Annotated in this window: 14 protein-coding genes; 4 read left to right on the forward strand and 10 right to left on the reverse strand. The window is 72.9% G+C overall.

The features are described from left to right. Positions 1 to 61: 61 nt before the first annotated feature. The 3 genes from NQ165_RS11105 to aqpZ all read left to right on the forward strand — a co-directional run bounded on the left by NQ165_RS11105 (position 62) and on the right by aqpZ (position 2,179). On the forward strand, positions 62 to 307 hold the full coding sequence (locus NQ165_RS11105) for a helix-turn-helix domain-containing protein (protein WP_257526570.1): 246 nt from the start codon (positions 62 to 64) through the stop codon (positions 305 to 307). Then, the gene (locus NQ165_RS11110) at positions 307 to 1,296 is read left to right on the forward strand and encodes an SRPBCC family protein (protein ID WP_257526569.1); all 990 of its coding nucleotides are present in this window, start codon (positions 307 to 309) and stop codon (positions 1,294 to 1,296) included. The genes NQ165_RS11105 and NQ165_RS11110 overlap by 1 nt, the downstream gene beginning before the upstream one ends. A 76-nt stretch (positions 1,297 to 1,372) precedes the next feature. Beyond that, positions 1,373 to 2,179 carry an aquaporin Z gene (gene aqpZ, locus NQ165_RS11115; RefSeq protein ID WP_374679350.1) on the forward strand — a complete coding sequence of 269 codons (807 nt, stop codon included), beginning with the start codon at positions 1,373 to 1,375 and terminating at the stop codon, positions 2,177 to 2,179. 56 nt (positions 2,180 to 2,235) lie between these two features. Here the strand turns inward: aqpZ and katG are convergent, their stop codons facing one another. Genes katG through NQ165_RS11130 form a run of 3 tightly spaced genes read right to left on the reverse strand, consistent with a single transcriptional unit; the run spans position 2,236 to position 6,083 of the window. Next, positions 2,236 to 4,560 carry a catalase/peroxidase HPI gene (katG, locus tag NQ165_RS11120; protein WP_257526568.1) on the reverse strand — a complete coding sequence of 775 codons (2,325 nt, stop codon included), beginning with the start codon at positions 4,558 to 4,560 and terminating at the stop codon, positions 2,236 to 2,238. 44 nt (positions 4,561 to 4,604) lie between these two features. Further along, positions 4,605 to 5,036 (reverse strand): Fur family transcriptional regulator, encoded by a 432-nt coding sequence (locus NQ165_RS11125; protein WP_257526567.1) that lies wholly within the window; start codon positions 5,034 to 5,036, stop codon positions 4,605 to 4,607. A 51-nt stretch (positions 5,037 to 5,087) separates the two neighbouring features. Continuing rightward, the gene (locus NQ165_RS11130; protein WP_257533470.1) at positions 5,088 to 6,083 is read right to left on the reverse strand and encodes a stage II sporulation protein M; all 996 of its coding nucleotides are present in this window, start codon (positions 6,081 to 6,083) and stop codon (positions 5,088 to 5,090) included. Positions 6,084 to 6,099: 16 nt separating this feature from the next. Between NQ165_RS11130 and NQ165_RS11135 the strand changes: the two genes are divergently transcribed. Continuing rightward, on the forward strand, positions 6,100 to 6,942 hold the full coding sequence (locus NQ165_RS11135) for an RDD family protein (RefSeq protein WP_257526565.1): 843 nt from the start codon (positions 6,100 to 6,102) through the stop codon (positions 6,940 to 6,942). A 400-nt stretch (positions 6,943 to 7,342) separates the two neighbouring features. Here NQ165_RS11135 and ahcY read toward each other — a convergent pair whose 3' ends face one another. From ahcY to manA, 7 genes are all read right to left on the reverse strand, one after another. Further along, positions 7,343 to 8,800, reverse strand: coding sequence for an adenosylhomocysteinase (gene ahcY, locus NQ165_RS11140; RefSeq protein WP_257526564.1), 1,458 nt, complete (start codon positions 8,798 to 8,800; stop codon positions 7,343 to 7,345). A gap of 39 nt (positions 8,801 to 8,839) precedes the next feature. Then, complete coding sequence (locus NQ165_RS11145) at positions 8,840 to 9,046, reverse strand: DUF3499 domain-containing protein (protein WP_257526562.1); 207 nt, start codon at positions 9,044 to 9,046, stop codon at positions 8,840 to 8,842. 53 nt (positions 9,047 to 9,099) lie between these two features. Beyond that, entirely contained in the window at positions 9,100 to 9,540 is a 441-nt protein-coding gene (locus NQ165_RS11150; protein WP_257526561.1) for a metallopeptidase family protein, read from the reverse strand. Positions 9,541 to 9,658: 118 nt separating this feature from the next. After that, positions 9,659 to 10,660, reverse strand: a complete 1,002-nt coding sequence (locus tag NQ165_RS11155) for a DUF5719 family protein (RefSeq protein WP_257533472.1) — start codon at positions 10,658 to 10,660, stop codon at positions 9,659 to 9,661. A gap of 390 nt (positions 10,661 to 11,050) precedes the next feature. After that, positions 11,051 to 13,897: a glycosyltransferase gene (locus tag NQ165_RS11160; RefSeq protein WP_257533474.1), complete on the reverse strand. Its 2,847-nt coding sequence runs from the start codon at positions 13,895 to 13,897 to the stop codon at positions 11,051 to 11,053. A gap of 67 nt (positions 13,898 to 13,964) precedes the next feature. Further along, on the reverse strand, positions 13,965 to 14,291 hold the full coding sequence (locus tag NQ165_RS11165; RefSeq protein WP_257526558.1) for a WhiB family transcriptional regulator: 327 nt from the start codon (positions 14,289 to 14,291) through the stop codon (positions 13,965 to 13,967). A gap of 165 nt (positions 14,292 to 14,456) precedes the next feature. Then, complete coding sequence (gene manA, locus NQ165_RS11170) at positions 14,457 to 15,596, reverse strand: mannose-6-phosphate isomerase, class I (RefSeq protein ID WP_257526557.1); 1,140 nt, start codon at positions 15,594 to 15,596, stop codon at positions 14,457 to 14,459. Positions 15,597 to 15,658: the final 62 nt, after the last annotated feature.

The following is a 15,658-nucleotide window of genomic DNA, read 5'->3' on the forward strand; positions in this document are numbered from 1 at the left end:
GCGCGCCACCCCCTAGCAACTCAGGTTGACACTCCCTGTGCCAGCAACGTATGTTGACAGCATGCACGCTTCTCAGATCGCCGACGCCGCCAGCGACACGGCCGACCCTCGCGCTGGGCTGCGCGCCGTGGCATCCCTGCGGATCCTCACCGACCGACTCGAGCTGCGGCAGGTCGAGGCTGCGCTGCGCGCGGGCATGACGTGGCAGACCATCGCCGATGCCCTCGGCGTCAGCCGTCAGGCGGTGCACAAGAAGTACGCCAAACGCATCGACCCGGCCATCCCGGTGCCGCGGAGGCACGGCTGATGGCGACGTTCGGCGAGGCGGTCGCCACGAGCCACGTCCTGTCGCTGATGGCCATGGAGGAGGCCTCCCGTCAGGGCCTGCGCGAAGCGGACTGCGAGCACCTGCTCATCGCCCTGGCCCTCGACGGCGGCGTGGCAGGTCAGGTGCTGCGCAGCCTCGGCGTGACCGTCGAGAAGACGCGGGCCGCCCTGTCGGCGCAGCACACCGCGCAGCTGGAGTCTCTCGGGGTCGAGGCGCCGGCGGTGGAGCCCGGACGGATCGTCTTCCACGAGACGCAGGGGTACCACTGGAGCGGGCGGGCGCTGCAGGTCATGAAGGATGCCTCCCGCGCCGGCCGGGGCGGCGATGCGCCTGCGATCCTGCGCGCGCTGGTCGCCGAGCCGAGCGGGTTCATCGCCGCGACCCTGGAGCGGCTCGGGACCGATGCGGACGAGGTGGCACGACGCCTGGACGACGCCGACCGGCTGCCGTCGGCACCGCGGCGACGACGAGACCAGGCTCCTTTGTCGACCTCGACGACGGCGTTCGTTCCGGCGCCGCCGGAGCAGGTGTGGGCGCTGGTGTCCGACGCGGAGCGGATCCCCGAATGGGATGCCGTCATCGGCAGCGTGACCCGACCGCACGGCGGGGCCGGCGGCGATGTCTGGATCGGCCGGCCCCGCACGCACGCCCCCGACGGGCGACCGCTGCGGATCACACCGGCGATGCGGCAGCAGGAGATGCATCTCGTGTCGACACAGGAACCGGTGTCGGTCCAGTGGCGCTTCCGGTATCCGGACGTCGCCCGCAGCCACGCCCGTCGCGTGACGCTCTCGCTCGAGCACGCCGCCGGCGGCACGCACCTGGGCATCTCCTTGGCCTGGGAACCACCCGCGGAGCGCCGGCCGCGCCCCCTCGCCGCTCTCGTTCTTCGCCCCCTGTATCGCGCCATGCTCTGGATGCAGGTCTCCGTGCTGGCCGCCGCCATCAGTCGCGTCTTCCGGCAATGACCGACGCGCTCTCTCGCAGTGGCGCTATCGGGGCCCGCGGCGGCGGGCTACTGTGAGCGCGAAAGGAGGCACAGCCATGAGCAATGATCCCCGTCCGGAAGAACACGTCGCCCCCACGCCTCTCGACCACGCCGCCGCCCCCGGAGGACCGAGCATGGCGCCGCGGCTCGTCGCCGAGGCGATGGGCACGTTCCTGCTGGTCTTCGGCTCCATCGGCGCCGCCCTGTTCGCCGCCGATGCCGGCCTGGGGCCAGACGGCACCTCGCTCGGCATCGGCTACGTGGGCGTGGCGCTCGCCTTCGGGCTGACGGTCGTCGCCGGCGCGTACGCGTGGGGACCGATCTCGGGCGGCCACTTCAACCCCGCCGTCACGCTCGGGCTGGCCGCCGCCGGCCGTTTCCCCTGGCGCGAGACCGGCGCCTACATCATCGCGCAGATCATCGGCGGGATCGTGGGCACGACCCTCATCGTGCTCATCGGGCTCTTCGGACCCGACGGCTGGCTGCGCTCCGCCCAAGACGGCGGCTTCGCCAGCAACGGGTTCGGCGAGCACTCCCCCGGCGGCTTCGGCCTCGGAGCCGCGATCGTGGTGGAGATCGCCTTCACCGCGATCTTCGTGCTCGTGATCCTCGGCGTGACCCACCCGAGCCGGGGCACCAAGCTCGCCGGCCTGGTCATCGGTCTCACGCTGACCCTCATCCACCTGGCATCCATCCCGGTGGACAACACCTCGGTCAACCCGGCCCGCTCGATCGCGACGGCGATCTACGGCGGCGGAGACGCACTGCTGCAGCTGTGGGTCTTCCTCGTCTTCCCGATCGTCGGCGCGCTGATCGCGGGCTTCGCCCACCGCGCGATGTTCGACGGACGCGAACTCGGCTGAGCGCAACGACCGACGGCCCGCCCCCTTGCGGGGACGGGCCGTCGTCGTGTTGCGGATCAGCGCAGGTCGAAGCGGTCGAGCTCCGTGACCTTGCCCCACGCCGCCACGAAGTCGCGCACGAACTTCTCGTTCGCGTCGTCGCTGGCGTAGACCTCGGCGAGCGCACGCAGCTCGGAGTTCGAGCCGAACAGCAGGTCGACGCGCGTGCCACGGCCGACACGCTCGCCCGAGCCGTCCTTGATGCCCTCGAACGCCTGCGAACCCGGGTCCAGCGGCGTCCAGGTGGTGCCGAGGTCGAGCAGGTTCACGAAGAAGTCGTTCGTCAGCACACCGGGGCGGTTCGTGAGCACGCCGTACTCGGATCCGTCCCAGTTCGCGCCGAGCACCCGCAGTCCGCCCACGAGCACCGTCATCTCGGGCGCCGTGAGGGTGAGCAGGTTCGCCTTGTCGATGAGGTGGTGCTCCTGCGGGAGGAACGCCTTGGGTCCGTAGTAGTTGCGGAACCCGTCGGCGGCCGGCTCGAGGTAGCCGAACGACTCGGCGTCGGTCTGCTCCTGCGTGGCGTCGGTGCGACCGGGGTGGAAGACCACCTCGGCCTCGACACCGGCGGCGGCAGCGGCCTTCTCGACCGCGGCGTTGCCCGCCAGCACGATGAGGTCGGCCAGCGACACCTTCTTGCCGTCGGTGCGCCCGTCGTTGAACGACGCCTGCACCTGCTCGAGGGTCTCGAGCACCAGCTTCAGCTGCGGCGGGTTGTTGACCTGCCAGTCCTTCTGCGGGGACAGGCGGATGCGGGAGCCGTTGACGCCGCCGCGCTTGTCGCTGCCGCGGAACGATGACGCCGCGGCCCACGTGGTGGACACGAGCTGCTCGGTGGTGAGTCCGGTCGCCAGGATCTGCTGCTTCAGCGCGGCCGCGTCGGCGGCGTCGATGAGCGCGTGGTCCACGGCGGGCACCGGGTCCTGCCAGATGAGCTCCTCGGTGGGGACCTCGGGACCGAGGTACCGGGCGATGGGGCCCATGTCGCGGTGGGTCAGCTTGAACCAGGCGCGGGCGAAGGCATCGCCGAACGCCACCGGGTCTTCGAGGAAGCGGCGCGAGATCTTGTCGTACTCGGGGTCGACGCGCAGCGCCAGGTCGCTCGTGAGCATGCGGGGCTCCCGACGGGTCTGCGGGTCGTGCGCCATCGGCACCATGTCGGCGCCGGCACCGTTCGTGGGCCGCCACTGGTGCGCACCGGCCGGGCTCTTCATGAGCTCCCACTCGTACGCGTACAGGATGTGGAAGAACTCGTTGTCCCAGCGGGTGGGGTGGTAGGTCCACGTCACCTCGAGGCCCGACGTGATCGTGTCGTCGCCCTTGCCGGTGCCGTAGTTGTTCTTCCAGCCCAGGCCCTGCATCTCCAGGCCCGCGGCCTCGGGGTTGTCCTCGAGGTTGGAGTCGGGAGCGGCGCCGTGGGTCTTGCCGAACGTGTGGCCGCCGGCGATGAGGGCGACGGTCTCCTCGTCGTTCATCCCCATGCGGGCGAACGTCTCGCGGATGTCACGCGCCGAGGCGAGCGGGTCGGGGTTGCCGGCCGGGCCCTCGGGGTTGACGTAGATGAGACCCATCTGCACGGCCGCGAGCGGCTTCTCGAGGTCGCGCTCACCCGTGTAGCGCTCGTCGCCGAGCCACGTGGTCTCGGGCCCCCAGTACACGTCGTCGTCCGGCTCCCAGACGTCGGCACGGCCGCCGCCGAAGCCGAAGGTCTCGAAGCCCATCGACTCCAGTGCGACGTTGCCGGCGAGGATCATCAGGTCGGCCCACGACAGCGACTGACCATACTTCTTCTTGACGGGCCACAGCAGGCGGCGGGCCTTGTCGAGGTTGACGTTGTCGGGCCAGCTGTTCAGCGGCGCGAAGCGCTGCTGACCGGCGCCGCCACCGCCGCGACCGTCGGTCGCGCGGTAGGTGCCCGCACTGTGCCAGGCCATGCGGATGATGAGGGGGCCGTAGTTGCCGAAGTCGGCGGGCCACCAGTCCTGCGACGTGGTGAGCGTCTCGGCGATGTCAGCCTTGACCGCGGCCAGGTCGAGCGCCGCGAATGCGGCCTTGTAATCGAAGTCTCCGCCCAGCGGGTTCGCCTCGACCGGGTTCTTCTTCAGGATCCGCAGGTTCAGCTGGTTCGGCCACCAGACGTTGTTGGCGGAGCCGGTGGTGGGGTGCGGCTGACCGGCGGGGTTGGCCAGGCCGGCTCCCGCGCCGTGCACGACGGGGCAGCCACCGGCGGCATCCGCCTTCGCGGCCTGCTCGGCGTGCGCACTGTCGGTGTCGGTCACGGTGACGGACTGGTCGATGCCGGTCGCGTCTTCGCCGATCTCGGGGATGGTGTCGTCGGTCATGGGGTCCTTCCACTTGCTGGTTCGGGTTGGAGAGAGGGGGCGGATCAGGCCGCGGCGCAGGAGTCGCAACGACCCCAGAACGTCACTTCCGCGGAAGTGACCGCGAACCCGTGGGTCTGGGAGGGGTGCATGCAGGGGGCATGACCCACCGTGCAGTCCACGTCCTCGACCCGTCCGCACGAGGTGCAGACGAGGTGGTGGTGGTTGTCGGCGACGCGCAGCTCGAAGAGCATGGGGCGCCCGGCGGGCTCGATGCGGCGCACCAGTCCCGCATCGGCGAAGTCGCCCAGCGCGTTGTAGACCGACTGCCGACTCGAACGCGGCGCCCCGGCCGCGACCTCGGCGAACACGTCGTCGGCGCTGGCATGGGGGTGCGCTGCGAGAGCCGCGTAGACGGCCTGACGCGAGTCGGTCACCCGGAGCCCCGAGGCACGGATCGCGGCAGCGGCATCCGTGTCGTGAAGGGGGGAGGTCATGCCCTCCAGCCTAGCCGTTGTTTTGATCTGTTCAAAACTGATGCGGCGTCGTCAGCCGGCCACCAGGCGGGGTGTGCCGCTTTCGTACTCGGTGAGATCGCCCGTCGCGCCCCGCCGGGACGCCCGGCCACCGACCAGGAGCATGTAGGTCAGGAACAGCCCCAGCGCGGCGGCGCCGATGCCGATCTTCAGCGGCCACGGCCACGGCTGGGCGGTGACGAAACCCTCGATGAGCCCCGCGACGGCGAGCGCGAAGACGAGGCCGATCGCCACCGTGGCCAGCGACCGCCCGGCGGCGGCGAGCGCTTCGCCCCGCCCTCGCGGGCCCGGGGCGACCCACGCCCAGAAGATGTGCAGACCCGCGGCGCCGGCGACGAAGATGCAGGTGAGCTCCAGCAGACCGTGCGGAGCGATGTGCAGCAGGAAGATGTCGCCCCGATCGAAGGCGAAGAGCACGGCGGCGGCGGTCCCCACCCCCACGGCGTTCTGGATCAGCACCATCACCGGCCAGAGGCCTGTGATGCCGAACAGCACGCACTGTGCGGCGATCCAGGCGTTGTTGGTCCAGACGGTGCCGGCGAAGACGGCGGCCGGGTTCTCGCTGTAGTACTGCGTGAAGTCGTTCTCGGCATACTGCTCCAGCTGCGCCTGGGAGCCCAGCGCCGCCAGCGCCGCCGGATCCCCCGCCACCCACGTCGCGACGATCGCCGCGATGACGATGCACCCCACGGCGATGGCGAGCGTCGTGTACCGCAACCGGTACAGCGCCGCCGGAAGCTGCTGCAGGAAGAACCTCGGCACCTGCCGCAGCACGTTGTCAGAGGTGCCCGTCAGGCGCAGCCGCGCCCGCGACAGCAGCGTCGACAGGTAGTCACCCTCGGGCGTGCGGCCGGCGGAGGTCTTCAGCTCGGCGAGGTCCGCCGAGGCCGCCCGGTAGCGGGTGACCAGTTCGTCGGCCTCCGCCCCGCTGAGACGCCCACGGCGGCCGAGTTCGTCGAGCCGCGCCCACTCCTGGCGCCGGGCGGCGGTGAGGGCGTCGGCATCCATGTGATTCACTGTAGCCATGCCGACGCCCGGGCCCGCCGTGGAGATCCACCAGGACGAGATCCTCACCGGCGAGGCGGTGGCGCTGGACGTGCAACCCGTCGGGTACTTCCTGCGGGCGCTCGGTGTGCTCATCGACATGCTGGCCGGCGTGGCGCTGTTCCTGCTGCTGGCCGGTGTCACGTCGTGGATCGCCGGGCAGAGCCTGCTGAACGCGGCTCTGTCGCCGGCGTTGACCATCACGGTGCTCGTGCTGGTGACGGTCGTCCTCCCCACCGTGGTGGAGACGGCCACGCGCGGGCGCAGCCTCGGCAAGCTCGTGGTCGGAGGGCGCATCGTGCGCGTCGACGGCGGGGCGTCGGGGTTCCGGCAGGCGTTCATCCGGGCGCTGGTGGGGGTCTTCGAGCTCTGGTTCACCCTCGGCGCCGTCGCCGGCATCGTCGCGGTGTTCACCCCTCGGGCGGAGCGGCTCGGCGATCTGCTGGCCGGCACCTACAGCGAGCGCACCCGCGCCCCGCGACTGCCGCCGGAGCCGCCGGGCGTGCCGCCGGCACTGGCGGGCTGGGCCGCCATCGCCGATGTGGGGCCGCTGCCCGACCGCACCGCGCGCCGCATCAGCCAGTTCGTGCGGCAGGCCGGGGACCTCGATCCCGCGGCGCGCGCACGCACTGCTGCCGCCCTCGCCGGCGAGGCCAGCACGTTCATCTCCCCCGTCCCGGCGGCCGATCCGGAGACGCTGCTGCTGGGCGTCATCGCCCTCCGGCGCGAGCGGGAGCTGCGCGCCCTGCGCGGCGAGGACGAGCGCACGGCGGCGCTCACCTCCGGAGTCACCGGCGCCCCGCGGGGGTTCCCGCAGCGCTGACCCCGCCCCGCGTGCCCGCCCGCGGCGCGTGCCCGCCTCGCCTGCCCCGCAGCGCCCGGCGGGCAGCGCCCGGCGGGCCGCTCGAGTGTCACTTCCGCACAGTGCGCGGTGACCTCACCCACCACACGCGACACCGGAGCAGCGCGCTTGCGGCACACGCCGACGCCCGGCGCCGCTCGAGTGTCGCTTCCGCACAGTGCGCGGGCACGCCACCCACCACACGCGACACCGGAGCGGCGCGTTTCAGGGAGGGGGCGCGGCGGCACGGGCGCGGCGGCACGGCGCCGCTCGAGTGTCGCTTCCGCACAGCGCGCGGGCACCCCACCCACCACACGCGACACCGGAGCAGCGCGCTTCAGCGCCGGGGCGCGACGCCCGGGCGCGAGCGCGAGCACGGCGGTCAGTAGCGGTAGTGGTCCAGCTTGTAGGGGCCCTCGACCGGCACGCCGATGTAGGCGGCCTGCGCGGGGGTGAGGGTGGTCAACTGCACACCCAGGGCATCGAGGTGCAGCCGCGCCACCTTCTCGTCGAGGTGCTTGGGCAGGGTGTGCACCGCCGTCGCGTAGACATCGCGCCGCGTGAACAGCTCGATCTGGGCCAGCACCTGGTTCGTGAACGACGCGCTCATGACGAAGGACGGATGCCCGGTGGCGTTGCCGAGGTTCATCAGCCGTCCCTCGCTGAGCACGAGCACGCTGCGGCCCGTCGGCAGTCGCCACTCGTGCACCTGCGGCTTGATCTCCACGCGCTGAGCCCCCGGCAGCGCCTCGAGTCCCGCCATGTCGATCTCGTTGTCGAAGTGCCCCACGTTGCCGACGACGGCGAGGTGCTTGAGCGAGAGGAGGTCCTCGACGGTGACGACGTCCTTGTTGCCGGTGCCGGTGATGAGGATGTCCACCTGGTCCGCGACGTCGGCCAGGCGCGCCACCTGGTAGCCGTCCATCGCGGCCTGCAGCGCGCAGATGGGGTCGACCTCGCTGACGATGACGCGGGCACCCTGCCCGCGCAGCGCCTCGGCGGCGCCCTTGCCGACGTCGCCGTACCCGCAGACGAACGCGACCTTGCCGCCGATCAGCACGTCGGTGGCACGGTTGAGCCCGTCGGGCAGCGAGTGGCGGATGCCGTATTTGTTGTCGAACTTGGACTTCGTCACCGAGTCGTTGACGTTGATGGCCGGAAAGAGCAGATCACCGGATGCCGCGAGCTCGTACAGCCGGTGCACCCCCGTCGTGGTCTCCTCCGTCACCCCGAGGAGGCCTTCTGCCATGCGGGTGAACCGCTGCGGGTCGCGGGCGAGGCTGCGCCGCAGCACGTCGAGGACGACCCGGTACTCCGCGGGGTCGTCGGGCGCGGCATCCGGCACTCCCCCGGCCTTCTCGAAGGCGACCCCCTTGTGCACGAGCAGCGTCGCGTCGCCTCCGTCGTCGAGGATGAGGTTGGGGCCGTCGAAGCCCTCGTCGCTCCAGTCGAAGATACGGTCGGCGAGGTCCCAATACTCCTCGAGCGTCTCGCCCTTCCACGCGAACACGGGGACGCCGCGGGGCTCGTCGACGGTGCCGTCGGGTCCGACGACGACGGCGGCGGCCGCCTCGTCCTGCGTGGAGAAGATGTTGCAGCTCGCCCAGCGCACGTGGGCGCCGAGGGCGACGAGCGTCTCGATCAGCACGGCGGTCTGCACCGTCATGTGCAGGGATCCGGCGATGCGTGCGCCGGCCAGCGGGCGGGTGGGGCCGAACTCCTCCCGCAGCGCCATGAGCCCCGGCATCTCGTTCTCGGCCAGCCTCAGCTGATGGCGGCCGGCCTCGGCGAGGGAGAGATCGGCGATGGCGTGACGGAGAGCGGGCGTCTGGGTCGGCATGCCGTCATTGTGCCACGCAGGGGCCCGCCGGGATCCGGCTCAGACGCGCAGCGTCTCATGCCGCACGACGACCCACCCCTTGGGGACCGACAGCCGGTCGGTGTGGATGGCGCACAGGTCGTGCGCGTGCGGATCGCCGCCCGCGCCGAGGGGTCCGAGGGCGGCCATCTGATCGCCGTAGTCGAACGTCAGCGTCGTGACGGCCTCGCGGGCGCAGCCCACCTTGGAACACAGTCTCTCGCGCATCGGGTCCACGCTAATGCCGACGGACGACGACGGATGGATGCCGCGCGGGGTGCTCAGAAGAAGCGGAACCGCTCGGGTCCGAGGTCCCAGGGATCCTTGTCGAGGTACTCCGCAGCGGCGCGGAAGACGGTGCTCTCGATGATCATGCGGCGGTGCAGCTCGTCCTCGCGGTGCGGCCGGCTCAGCCGCTCGATCGGCAGTCGGTACAGGATGATGCGCTTCTGTTCGGGCACCACGTGCCAGCGCGGGATGCCGTCGGCATCCGGGACGTCGGGCATCTCGCCGATCTCGAAGCGCACGTCCCGGAGGTCTTCCCACGCGCTGCGCAGGAACTCGGCAGCGGCTCCCACGGCCAGGTCGAACCGCTCGACGCGGCTGTCCAGGGGCGGCAGCGGCGGCCGGACGACCGGGCTGCGACCCTCGCGGCCGTGCCGGCCGTGGCGCGCGGGGCGGGGTCGGGCGACGGTCGCGCTGCGGGTCCGACGACGCATCATGCCCTCATCCTAAGCGGGTGTCGCCGCCGCGAGCGCCGGGCGGCGCACGGCAGGCACGGCACGGGCGGCCGGCGGCAGGGAGAGCGACCGACCGCGCCGCGGCTGGCCCCGGGCGGGGTCAGGGGTGGACGACCAGCGGCGACGCCGCGGCGTCGGCGGGCCACACGGCATAGGCCGCGACCGCTCCCTCGCCGGTGAAGCCCACCGCGGCATGCACGGGCCCCGTGGGGTCCAGTCGGTAGACGGCCCCCGGATCCACAGCGATGCGCGTCTCGCCACCGGCGGCGACGGTGATCTCGCGTGCGGCACCGGCACCCGCCTCGGCGACCAGGGCGACGGTGACCGCTTCCCCGCCGGGGTTCGCCACCGCCAGTGTCGGCGACGGCCCTGGGGCGACAGCCAGGAGCGCAGCCCCGTCCAGCCGGGGTGCAGCGACGTGCCAGCCGAAGTCGTCCCCGTCACCGAACCCGGTGGTCGTCCACACCGCCCCGACCACGGCTGCGCCGGCATCGACGTCCACCGTGTACGACCCCGCCGGCAGCCCGCCGAGGTCGAGCTCAAGGGGCAGTCCCGCCTCCAGCGGCACCTCTCGTGTCTCCACGTCGCGCCCGTCCGCGCGCACCGCGACGGTCGCCGTCGTCGACACCGTCGGGGACAGCAGCCTCAGGATCGTCGCCGGGTCGGACGCGCCCTCGGGGCCGGGCTCCGCGGTGACCGCCAGCCCGGGGATCACCACGCGCCGCTCGGGGGCGAGCTGAGCGCCGATCTGGTCGACGCCGCCGGCCAGCAGAGTGCGGGTGATGCTGGCCTGCAGACTGGCCTGCACCGGCGCGCCGGTCGAGACGATGTGCAGGATGGGGGCCTCTTCGCCGCGGGCGAGCGCCGCCAGCGGCACGATGCGCTGTGTGCCCGGCGCGACGACCAGCGCACCGGCCGGCGGGTTCTGCGCACCGGCTGCCCCGTAGGAGGTCACCTGCACGGTGGCGGGCACCTCACCCGGGTTGGCCAGCAGCAGCAGTCCCGACGAGCCGGTGGATGCCGCGCCTCCGACGATCCACGATTCCAGCAGGGGCGGGGCGCAGGATGCCGCGGCGAAGCCGGAGAGGTCCTCCTCCGCCACCTCCGCGGACGATGCCGCTGCGAGGTCGGTGCGGGTCTCCCCCCGCCGGCGGCGCGGCGAAGGAGGGAGGCGTGGAGCCGGCGACCTGCGGGACGACGAGGGCGGCCTCGGCGAACGGCGGCTGACCGGCGCCGGATCCGGCGACGGTCGTGGCGCCGGCGGCGAGATCGATCGCGCCGGCGATGCCCGCGTCGCGGCCGATGGCCAGCAGTCCGCCGGGGCAGGCGAGCACGGATTCGGAGGGCGCAGGGTTGGCCACGACGCTGATCGGCGCGCGATCGTGGGACGGCCAGGCGACGGCGGCGGCGGTCACGGTGCCGGCCACGAGGGCGACGGCGGCCAGCGTGCCGCCCGCGAGGCGGGCGCTGGTCGCCCAGCGGAAGGTAGTGGTCATCGTCCCTCCCCGGCACGCAGTCCCACGACCCGCGGCACCCGGCGGGCATCCCGGCGGGTCTGGGAGGTGGGGATCGCCAGCAGCAGGGCGATCGTGAGCACGACCAGCTGCCCCATCGCGATGCTCCGCGCCGTCGCGACGGTGACAGCGGACGCGTCGGCGCGGGGGGTGATCTCACCGGAGATCCGCCAGAGCGACCCCCGCGCGGTCTCCCCCACCGGCTCGAGGCGGTTGCGCTGATCCAGCGCGATCGCCGCCGTGCGGCGCAGCGACTGCGCCGCCTCGGTGGCCACGTCCGACGCCGGGGCGAGGAGCACGAAGGCGATGCCGCGCTCCGCCAGCGGTGCGACCGGGTCGTCGGCGGCATCGGTGACGAGGTCGGCCACCAGCTCCGCCGTCTCACGGTCGGCGGCGGTCGGTGCGATCCGGGTGCTCTGCACCGTGCTCTGCCCGCCGAGGGTCTCACTCGCCCCCCACACGACCTCCGCGGCGACGGACCCGTCGTCCAGCGGCGCCAGCACGATCGTGCCGAGCGACGGCGATCCCCGTCCCTCCGCCGCCACGTACGCCGGCAGGGTGCTCGCCGACCCCTCCCGCAGCGCCGCCGCGTCACGGGTCTGCGCCGTCAGCGCCGGAACGGCGCACACCGCCAGCGCTGCCATGACGGCCGTGGCCGCCATGGCCCGCGCCGCGGAGGCGGCCGGGACGACGTCGAGGGTGACCAGGGCGGCGGCGATCACGCCGAGCCACGCCAGGCTGAGCCCGGCGCCGGGCCAGACCACGACGGGCTGGGCGCCGGCGGTCACGGCGACCGACACGGCGACAGCGGCGAAGGCCGTCGCGATGCCGAGCGCCGCCACCGTCAGCAGGACGATGCCGGCAGGCCACCGCACCGTCAGCGGCGCGATGAGGGCGAGCACAGCGGGAAGGGCGACCAGCAGGGGCACCCACCACACCGGGCCCCCCGAGAACTGTCCCCATCCACCGGGATCGGCCGTGGGGAATCCGGCCGCCAGCAGCGCTCGGCCTGCGGCGTCGGCCGCGGCGACCGGGCCGGCCCAGGGCACGCCGGGGTCGGCGAGCAGCCCCCACGGGTTGCCTGCGGAGAGCTGCTGCCAGACCAGCGGTGCGCTCATCGCCGCCGCCGGCACGACGAGCCAGGCGACACGCGCCGCGCCGCGGCCGCCGGCGCTCACCGCGGCGATGGCGAGCGCGATCAGCCACAGCGCGAGCAGCGCGGGCACGAGCGAGGGTGCCGCGGCGACGACGCCCGCCAGCACGAGCGAGGCGACGCCCGACGAGGCCCACGACCGATGAGCGACAGAGCCGGCGTAGAACAGCCATGGCAACAGCAGGTGGGCGACGACGGCCGCCGGACGCGGCTGCACGAGCGCGGCGAGGAATGCCGGCGCCAGCGCCCAGGCCACGCCGCCGGTGATGCGCAGCAGCGAGCGGTCGGTCACCCGCGTCGCGGCGAACCACCCGCCCAGCACCGCTAGCGGCAGCGCGAGCACCCACAGCACGACGAGCGCCTGCGAGGGGGCGGCGGGCGACATCGTTCCGATGAGGGCGACGACGCCGGCGAACGGGTCGGCGGCCGCGACGGTGTCGAGCCCCAGCGCGCGCTGACCGTAGGCGGCATCCGCCCACAGCTGGGTCACGGTCTCCCGCAGGGGCGCGAGGGCGCCGCCGCCCAGCACCGGCCACGCCAGCAGCGCCGGGAACGACGCGACCGACACCACGAGCGCGGCGAGCACGGCCCACGCGCCGCCGCCGCTGAAGAACCGCAGCTCGGTGCGGCGCGCGTCGGCGAGACGATCGGACTCGTCCGTGAGGGCGAGGTTGGTGCGCAGGTCAGCGCGGCCGGTCCGCAACGGCGCCAGGGCCTGCCACGACACCCGACGGGTGCGACGGATGCCGCTGCGCGCCCGGGCGACGGCGGGGATGCGCGCCATGGCGGTGACCGCCGCGGCCCATTCCGGCCAGATCTGACCCGGCTGCTTCGCGATGAGGTGCACGATGCTGCGCCACAGCGCGATCGGCAGGATCGCCAGCCACTGCAGCGGCAGTGCGGCCGCCGGCGCATAGACGAGCCTGCGGTGCAGCTGAGCCGTGCGCGCGGAGAAGACGCGTCGCAGGCGTCGACGCGACCCGTAGACCTCCGGGAGGCCGGCTACGCCGTCGCCGGCGACGGCGACCAGCGCCGAGGGGACGAGGGTGACGCGGCCCCCGGCGAGGCGGGCGCGCACGCCCAGATCGAGGCCCTCGTCCGCTCCCGAGAGCCCGCGGTCGAGCCCGCGCAGCTCTCGCCACAGGGCGGTGCGCACCAGGATGGCGCGGACGTCGGCGGCCAGCACGTCCTGTCCGGCATCGTGCTGCCCTTGATCGAGCTGGCCGTCGGCGAGGCCGACGGTGCGCCCGAGGGTGGTCATCGACACCCCCAGCGAGACGATCTCGCCGCGGTCGTCCCACCGCACGAGCTTGGGTGCGGCGAACGCGACCGAGGGTGCCAGCTCGAGCGCGCCGGCGAGGCGTGCGAGGGCGGGGGGCTCGGGTGCGGTGTCCTGCGCGAGCAGCCACACCGCGTCGCCCTGCACGCGGTGCGTGGCCAGCGCAGCGGCCTCCGCGTAGCGGGTCGTGCGCGGGGCTGAGATCACACCCTCGGCGCGCGAGTCCGCCGCGATCTGGCGCAGGTTGTCGTCTTCCCCGCAGAGCACGATCGTGAGGGCGTCGACGGGGCGCGTCTGCGCGTCGAGGGCCGCGAGCGTGCGCCGCAGGTGGAACGCGGCGGGAGTGCGACCGTCGGGGCGCACGACGAGGATGGCGTGAACTCGGGCGGGCATGACGGAGAAAGCCTATGCGCGTGTCACCGGCATGCCGGTGCGCCGCGCGCAGGTCGGACGGATCGGCTCAGGAGGCCTGTCGCTTGAGCTTGCGACGTTCGCGCTCGCTCAGCCCGCCCCAGATCCCGAACCGCTCGTCATTGTGCAGCGCGTACTCCAGGCACTCGGTGCGCACGTCGCACGAGGCGCAGATGCGCTTGGCGTCGCGGGTCGAGCCGCCCTTCTCGGGGAAGAACGCCTCGGGGTCGGTCTGCGAGCACAGGGCGTCGGTCTGCCACGCGAGGGCGCCGTCGTCGTCTGCCTCGACCGCACGGCGCACACCGGGCACACCGAGCTGCACCGGGTCGACGAACCAGTTGTCGGGAACGCCCGAGCGATACTGCGAACCAGTCATCTCGTCCCCCGCCTGCCGAATCCGTGCACCGTGTGTGCTGACACCTAATTACACCGGTGTGATTCGCTGCGGTCAAGTCGCAGATCGTAAACCCTCAACCGTCGCTTCAATCTTCTTGCGACTCCTCGGCGTGTCGCCTCGGCGTGTCGCGAATCCGATCCGGCGTCAACGGGACCCGGGTTGGGCGATGAAGACCTCGCCGTCGCCGGAGAGGAGCAGCGTGCGCTCGGCGGTGTCGGCGAAGACGGCGTGAGCCGGCTGCAGGCGATGGGATTCCCCTGCAGCGCCCGATACCGTCACCTCGCCGCTGACCACGAGGGCGATGGCCGGCGGACGCACGTCCACACGCGTGGACCCCTGGACGGCCACACGAAGCACCGCGAAGTCGGGGATGCCGACGTCGTACCGACCATCGGCGGGCACGAGGACGGGGACGGGCGCGGGGGTGGTGTCGACGACCCGCATCAGCTCGGGCACGTCGATGTGCTTCGGGGTGAGACCGCCGCGCAGCACGTTGTCGCTGGCCGCCATCACCTCCACCCCCAGTCCGTCCTGATAGGAGTGGAGCACGCCGGCGGGGGCGAACAGCGCCTCGCCGCGGCGCAGTTCGACGACATTCATCAGCACCGCGACGACCACCCCGGCGTCTCCGGGGAACTCGTCGGCGATGCGGCGGTACACGGCCAGTTCCGGCGCGAAGCCGGGCACCTCGGTGGTGCGCACGGCGGCGCAGACGTCGTCGACCGTCTCCTGCGCCCCCGCGGTGAGCAGCCACTCCAGCGTCCCCCGCAGCGCCTCTCCATCGTCGGCCGAGCTGTCGAGGTGCGCCATCAGCGCCGCGATGCCGGGACGGTCGCCGAGCGCCGCGAGCAGCGTGCGGGTCTGCGCGAGGGGCCGCAGCCCGACGAGCGCGCGGAACACGTCGCTGAGCGCGACGATGATCTCCGGCTTGTGGTTGTCGTCGCGGTAGGTGCGCTCAGCGGCATCCCTCGGAACACCGGATGCCTCTTCACGACCGAACCCCGCGCCGGCCTGCTCCTTCGAAGGGTGGACCTGGATCGACAGCGACGAGCCGGCAGCCAGCAGCTTCATCAGGAACGGAAGCGGGGCTTCGCCGTGCGCCCGCAGCCATTGGTCGAGCGTGCGGCCGGAGCCGTCGACCACGGTGCTGGGGCTGCCGGCGTGGTCGCCGTACCAGATCTCCGCCTCCGGGGCACCGGTGGGCGGCCGGCCGGTCAGGTCGGGCAGGAGCGTGGGCGACCCCCAGGCGTAGTCGCGGGGGCTGTTGAAGATCGGGACCAGCACGGCGCCAGCCTACGCGCGCGCCCGCGCTGCACGCGAAGTGGCGAGCGGTAGCCTGAACACAC

The sequence above is a fragment of the Microbacterium sp. zg.Y1084 genome (genome assembly GCF_024623595.1).
Taxonomy (GTDB): Bacteria; Actinomycetota; Actinomycetes; order Actinomycetales; family Microbacteriaceae; genus Microbacterium; species Microbacterium wangruii.

Coding starts and splice junctions, on each gene's coding strand:
- NQ165_RS11105 (WP_257526570.1), top strand. CDS start 62: ATGCACGCTTCTCAGATCGCCGACGCCGCCAGCGACACGGCCGACCCT.
- NQ165_RS11110 (WP_257526569.1), top strand. CDS start 307: ATGGCGACGTTCGGCGAGGCGGTCGCCACGAGCCACGTCCTGTCGCTG.
- aqpZ (WP_374679350.1), top strand. CDS start 1,373: ATGAGCAATGATCCCCGTCCGGAAGAACACGTCGCCCCCACGCCTCTC.
- katG (WP_257526568.1), bottom strand. CDS start 4,560: ATGACCGACGACACCATCCCCGAGATCGGCGAAGACGCGACCGGCATC.
- NQ165_RS11125 (WP_257526567.1), bottom strand. CDS start 5,036: ATGACCTCCCCCCTTCACGACACGGATGCCGCTGCCGCGATCCGTGCC.
- NQ165_RS11130 (WP_257533470.1), bottom strand. CDS start 6,083: ATGGATGCCGACGCCCTCACCGCCGCCCGGCGCCAGGAGTGGGCGCGG.
- NQ165_RS11135 (WP_257526565.1), top strand. CDS start 6,100: ATGCCGACGCCCGGGCCCGCCGTGGAGATCCACCAGGACGAGATCCTC.
- ahcY (WP_257526564.1), bottom strand. CDS start 8,800: ATGCCGACCCAGACGCCCGCTCTCCGTCACGCCATCGCCGATCTCTCC.
- NQ165_RS11145 (WP_257526562.1), bottom strand. CDS start 9,046: ATGCGCGAGAGACTGTGTTCCAAGGTGGGCTGCGCCCGCGAGGCCGTC.
- NQ165_RS11150 (WP_257526561.1), bottom strand. CDS start 9,540: ATGATGCGTCGTCGGACCCGCAGCGCGACCGTCGCCCGACCCCGCCCC.
- NQ165_RS11160 (WP_257533474.1), bottom strand. CDS start 13,897: ATGCCCGCCCGAGTTCACGCCATCCTCGTCGTGCGCCCCGACGGTCGC.
- NQ165_RS11165 (WP_257526558.1), bottom strand. CDS start 14,291: ATGACTGGTTCGCAGTATCGCTCGGGCGTTCCCGACAACTGGTTCGTC.